General features: G+C 70.2%; 5 protein-coding genes. 1 reads left to right on the top strand and 4 read right to left on the bottom strand.

The window, feature by feature from the left end; translation table 11 throughout:
* The 4 genes from carA to ABYX71_RS10190 form a co-directional block, all read right to left on the bottom strand.
* Positions 1 to 1,031: glutamine-hydrolyzing carbamoyl-phosphate synthase small subunit (gene carA, locus ABYX71_RS10205; RefSeq protein WP_372696394.1), on the bottom strand; the 1,031-nt coding region annotated here is incomplete at its 3' end.
* 275 nt (positions 1,032 to 1,306) lie between these two features.
* Positions 1,307 to 2,227, bottom strand: a complete 921-nt coding sequence (locus ABYX71_RS10200; protein ID WP_372696393.1) for a substrate-binding periplasmic protein — start codon at positions 2,225 to 2,227, stop codon at positions 1,307 to 1,309.
* Positions 2,224 to 2,538: a cytochrome c gene (locus ABYX71_RS10195; RefSeq protein WP_372696392.1), complete on the bottom strand. Its 315-nt coding sequence runs from the start codon at positions 2,536 to 2,538 to the stop codon at positions 2,224 to 2,226. The genes ABYX71_RS10200 and ABYX71_RS10195 overlap by 4 nt, the downstream gene beginning before the upstream one ends.
* Positions 2,535 to 4,238, bottom strand: coding sequence for a pyrroloquinoline quinone-dependent dehydrogenase (locus ABYX71_RS10190; RefSeq protein WP_372696391.1), 1,704 nt, complete (start codon positions 4,236 to 4,238; stop codon positions 2,535 to 2,537). Before ABYX71_RS10190 ends, ABYX71_RS10195 begins: the two co-directional genes overlap by 4 nt.
* A 146-nt stretch (positions 4,239 to 4,384) precedes the next feature.
* Here ABYX71_RS10190 and ABYX71_RS10185 point away from each other — a divergent pair.
* A partial coding sequence (locus tag ABYX71_RS10185; RefSeq protein ID WP_372696390.1) for an S-(hydroxymethyl)glutathione dehydrogenase/class III alcohol dehydrogenase occupies positions 4,385 to 5,256 on the top strand: 872 nt, incomplete at its 3' end.

Genomic DNA, 5,256 nt, shown 5'->3' with positions numbered 1-5,256 from the left:
TCATGCGGCCCCGGACTGGCTTCCGGGTGACCCTGGAAACCGAAGGCCGGTTTGTCGGTATGGGCAATGCCCTGCAGCGAGCGGTCGAACAGCGACCGATGCGTCGTCGTCAGGTGCGCCGGCAGGCTGGCCTCGTCGACGGCGAAACCGTGGTTCTGGCTGGTGATCAGTACGCGCCCGGTCGCCGCCTCGAACACCGGATGATTGGCGCCGTGGTGACCGAACTTCATCTTCACCGTGCGCGCCCCGGCCGCCAGAGCCAGCAGCTGATGCCCCAGGCAGATGCCGAACAGCGGCACGCCGCGCTCCAGGAACTCGCCGATCGCCGCAATGGCGTACTCGCATGGCTCCGGGTCCCCGGGGCCGTTGGACAGGAACACGCCGTCCGGCTGCAGCGCCAGGACGTCCGCTGCCGGCGTCCTGGCCGGCACCACCGTCACATCACACCCGGCCGCCGTCAGGCAGCGCAGGATGTTGCGCTTGATGCCGAAGTCGTACGCCACCACGCGAAAGCGCGCCGCCGGCGCCGGCTCGAAGCCGTCCAGCGTCCACACGCTGTCCCGCCACGGATACGGTTCCGTGCAGCTGACCTCCTGCGCCAGGTCCATGCCCTGCAGGCCGGCGAAGGCGCGCGCCGTCGCCAGCGCGAACTCGGGGTCCGGATCGGCACCGGCCACGATGCAGCCGGCCTGGGCGCCGCCGCTGCGCAGGCGGCCGGTCAGCGCGCGCGTGTCGATGTTGGCGATGGCGACCACGCCACGCTCGCGCAGGTAGTCATCCAGCGACTGCTGCGCCCGCCAGCTCGAACGCCGGCGCGGCGCGTCGCGGATCACCAGCCCGGCGGCATGCACCTGGGCCGATTCCTCGTCCTGCGGGTTGCAGCCAACGTTGCCGATGTGCGGATAGGTCAGGGTGACAAGCTGGCGGCGGTAGGACGGGTCCGTGAGGATTTCCTGATAGCCGGTGATGGCGGTGTTGAACACCACCTCTCCCACGGCGTGGCCGGTGGCGCCAACGGACACGCCGTGCATCAGCGTACCGTCGGCAAGGGCAAGAAGTGCTGGCTCGGGCAATGCAGGCTCCCAGTGGGGCGTTGATGTCGGGCGCAGCAAAAGGGGCGGGAAGCGTCGCCGCCGCCCGCCACCACAGGTGCTGGTAAGGCCGGCATTCTACCGATAGCGACCAGCTGCGGCCAAGCCGTCCGGGCGACACACAGCGCGACGCGCGGCGTCGTCGGACGTTCGTTCAGATCACCAACCACTCTTTTCGCCCGCCGCTTCTGCGGCCGGGCGGATAGCCGCCCGGGTCAACGGTTCACGGCCGGCGCCGCCAACAGGCGCACTGTGAGCGGTGGCAGCACCACCGGCTCGACCGGCGCGTTGTAGCGGTAGCCCAGACGGTCGAATACGGCCTCGATGTCGCCGCTGCCGCGCAGGTCGTCCAGCGCCACATCGAACAGTTCCACCCGCCCGCGCTCGGTAGCGAGCGCGACGAAGCCGACGTTGATCTGCAGCGGGTGTCTGAAGCCGCTGTCACGCAGGGCGGTGTCCGGATGCGCGGCGCGGTAGGCGTCCCACTGCGGGCCGTCCACCAGGGCGGCGTCGGCCGTACCGCGCGCCAGTGCCGCCAGGACGCCGGCCTGCCGCATCGGCACGTGCACCACGTCGGCCCGCAGCACACCGCCGCCGTGTGCCAACAGCAGGTGATCGGCCAGGCTGCCCTGCTCGGCCAGCACCCGCACGCCACGCAACGCATCCAGTCCTGTCACGGTATCGACGTCGGCCGTCCGGTTGAGCACCACGCGAAAGTCCACCGCCCGGTACGGCGTGGTGTGCATCAGCGCCCCCGGCTTCACGAAGCGGCGGCCGCCGTCCGGCAGCTCGACCGGCACCGGTGTCGCGGCCGGCGCGCGCAGGCCGTCGCTGACCAGCGGAACCCCGCCCGCCAACTGGCACACGCCCGCCGACAGCAACCCGTTGATCTGCGCCGCCGGCAAGCTGTCGGCATCATCCTCCACCTCGTACCAGACAATCTCCAGCGGGCGCCCCAGCCACTGCGCCACCGCGCGGGTGACGGCCAGATCGACGCCCTCGTGCGCGCCGGACGACAGCGGCGGCGGCCCGCTTTCGAGACACACCTTGAGCCCCTGCCCCATGCCCAAGGCCGCGCCGGCCTGCAACATGGACGCCAGCAGGACAGCGGCGAGGGCCCGGCGCGGCGCATTCATCGCGTCAGCTCCCGCTGCGTCGCCACCACGTAGGCGAACAAGGCCGCCACGTCCTCGTCGGTGAGGATGTCGTCGTGGGCCGGCATCTGGTCCTTGCCGTGCATCACGGCGTCGTGAAAACGCCGCCGATCACCGGCCGGAAACCGCCGCAGGTCGAACGACGCGGCACCGCTGGTTTGCAGCCGATAGCCATGACAGCGCTGGCACAGTTGCCGGTACAGCTGGTCGCCGACCGCCACCTGCCCGGGATCGGGTGTCCCGGCCATGGCCGCGCCGCCGAGCAGGCCGGCAACCCACAGCCCCGCCCTCACCGCGCCTGCTCCTGCGGCAGGCCAAACACGGTGACGCTGCCGCCGCGCGGCACCCGCGCCAGTTCCGGATGCGGCAGGTACAGCGCCAGCAGGCCGCCGACGCCGCTCATCACGGCCACGTACTGCCGGCCGTCGAGTTCGTAGGTGATGGGCGGGCCGATGATGCCGGAGGCCGTCTTGTGGCTCCACAGCCGCTCGCCGCTGCGGGCGTCATGGGCCACCAGCTCGCCGGTCATCAGGCCGGTGAACACCAGATCGCCGCCCGTGCTCAGCGTGCCGCCGTTGGCCGGCGGGTCGTACGGCACCTGCCACACCCGCTCGCCGGTGAGCGGATCCACGGCGCGCAGGTAACCCAGCGGCGGCCCGCCCTCCGGCAGGCGGAACGAGAAGTCGGCCGCCACGTACATCATGCCGCGCCGCCAGGAGGCACTCATCAACTTGTAGTTCATCGACAGCTCGAACCCGTTCAGGTACACGAGCCCGGTGTGCGGGTTGTACGAGGCCGGCCCCCAGTTCTTGCCGCCGATGTTGGACGGCCAGATCACCCGTTGCTCGCCGGCCAGCACGGCCCTGGCGGTGTCGGACAGGATCGGCCGGCCGCAGGCCGGATCGATCCCGGTCGCCCAGTTCAGGGTGTCGACGAACCGGTTGGCCCGCAGCAACTCGCCGGTGGCGCGGTCCAGCACGTAGAAGAAGCCGTTGCGGTTGGCATTGAGAATGACCTGCCGTTGGCGACCGTCGATTTCCAGTTCCGTCTGGATCAGCTCGTTGACGCCATCGAAATCGAAGGTGTCGTTGGGGATGTACTGGTAGTGCCACACCCGCTCGCCGGTCTTCGGCCGCAACGCCACCACGCTGTCCGTGTACAGGTTGTCGCCGGGGCGGACCGTGGCATTCCAGGGCCCGGGATTGCCGATGCCCCAGTACACGAGGTCGAGCTTCGGATCGTAGGAACCGGGCAGCCAGGTGGCACCGCCGCCGTGCAGGTAGGTGTCTCCGGTCCAGGTCTGGCCGCCCGGATCGTCCGGCCCGGCCGTGGTCCAGAACCGCCACAGCTTCTTGCCGGTCTGCGCGTCGTACCCGTCCAGGAAGCCGCGAATGCCCATGTCACCACCGGCCACGCCGGCGATCACCACGCCGTTGGCCAGCAGCGGCGCACCGGTCATGGTGTAGCCGTCCTGCCAGTCGGCGGCCTGCACGCTCCACAGCTCCCGGCCGGTCTTCATGTCCAGCGCCAGCACCCGGTTGTCGAGCGTCTGGCGGATCAGCTTGCCGCGGTACAGCACCGCCCCGCGCGCCACCATGCCGCAGCACACCACGCGGAACATGCGCTTCTCGAAGCTCAGGTCGTGCCGCCACAGCGGCTCGCCGTTGCGCGCATCGAAGGCGAATGTGCTCTTGTGCGTGATGACGTAGAGCACGCCGTCGTGCACCAGTGGCTGGGCTTCCTGACCGCGGTCATCGTCCAGCTCGGCGCTCCACTGCGGCGCCAGCCTGCCGACCGTGTCGGTATTGAGCTGGCGCAGCGGACTGAAGCGGTTCGCATTCAGCCCCATGCCGTAGGTGACCACGTCACCGGTGGTGAGGTGATCGTTGGCGATCGCCCGGTCGTCCGGCGTCGCCGCCCGCGCCATATCGGCGCTCCACAGCCACAGGCACAGCAGCCCCACGGCGCCGCCTGCTGGACGCAGCCACTCCATGTGCGTTCTCCTCTCCCGTCTTTATCGTCGCGGCCGGGCGCTCTTCGGCGCCCGTGCTGGCGCCGCATGGTAGCAGGGGCATGCGGCGAAGCGGGTTGGCATAATCGCCCCGTCTCGTGCCTTGCGACAGAACAGGGAGCCGACTCATGAAAGCACGCGCCGCCATCGCCTGGGCCGCCGGCCAGCCGCTGGACATCGAGCAGGTGGAGGTGGCGCCGCCGCGGCAGGGCGAGGTGCTGGTGCGCCTGGTCGCCACCGGCGTATGCCACACCGACGCCTACACCCTGTCGGGCCGTGATCCGGAGGGTGTGTTCCCGGCCATCCTCGGCCACGAGGGTGGCGGCATCGTCGAGCAGGTCGGCCCCGGCGTCACCACGCTCAGGCCCGGCGATCACGTGATCCCGCTCTACACGCCCGAGTGCGGCCAGTGCACGTTCTGCACCTCGGGCAAGACCAACCTGTGCCAGGCCATCCGCAGTACCCAGGGCAAGGGCCTGATGCCGGACGGCAGCGCGCGTTTCAGTGCCCGCGGCCAGACCGTGTACCACTACATGGGCACATCCACCTTCAGCGAGTACACGGTGCTGCCGGAAATCGCCGTGGCCAGGATCAACCCCGCCGCGCCGCTGGACAAGGTGTGCCTGCTCGGCTGCGGCATCACCACCGGCGTCGGCGCCGTGCTGAATACCGCCAAGGTGCAGCCGGGCGCCACGGTGGCGGTGTTCGGACTGGGGGCGATCGGCCTTTCCGTGGTGCAGGGTGCGGTCATGGCGAAGGCCGCGCGCATCATCGGCATCGATCTGAACCCCGCCAAGTTCGAGCTGGCCCGCCAGCTGGGGGCCACCGACTGCGTCAACCCGGCCGACCATGCGGCGCCCATCCAGGAGGTCATCGTCGAGCTGACCGACGGCGGCGTCGATCACTCGTTCGAGTGCATCGGCAACGTGGACGTGATGCGCGCGGCGCTCGAGTGCTGCCACAAGGGCTGGGGCGAGTCGACGATCATCGGCGTGGCCGG

This window comes from Immundisolibacter sp., from assembly GCF_041625615.1.
GTDB lineage: Bacteria > Pseudomonadota > Gammaproteobacteria > Immundisolibacterales > Immundisolibacteraceae > Immundisolibacter.
Note: the sequence above shows the minus strand (reverse complement) of the source record. Positions and strands in the feature narration are given on the sequence as shown.

What these genes read in the sequence shown, in the direction of transcription:
- ABYX71_RS10200 (WP_372696393.1), bottom strand. Translation starts at nt 2,227, where the DNA reads ATGAATGCGCCGCGCCGGGCCCTCGCCGCTGTCCTGCTGGCGTCCATG.
- ABYX71_RS10190 (WP_372696391.1), bottom strand. Translation starts at nt 4,238, where the DNA reads ATGGAGTGGCTGCGTCCAGCAGGCGGCGCCGTGGGGCTGCTGTGCCTG.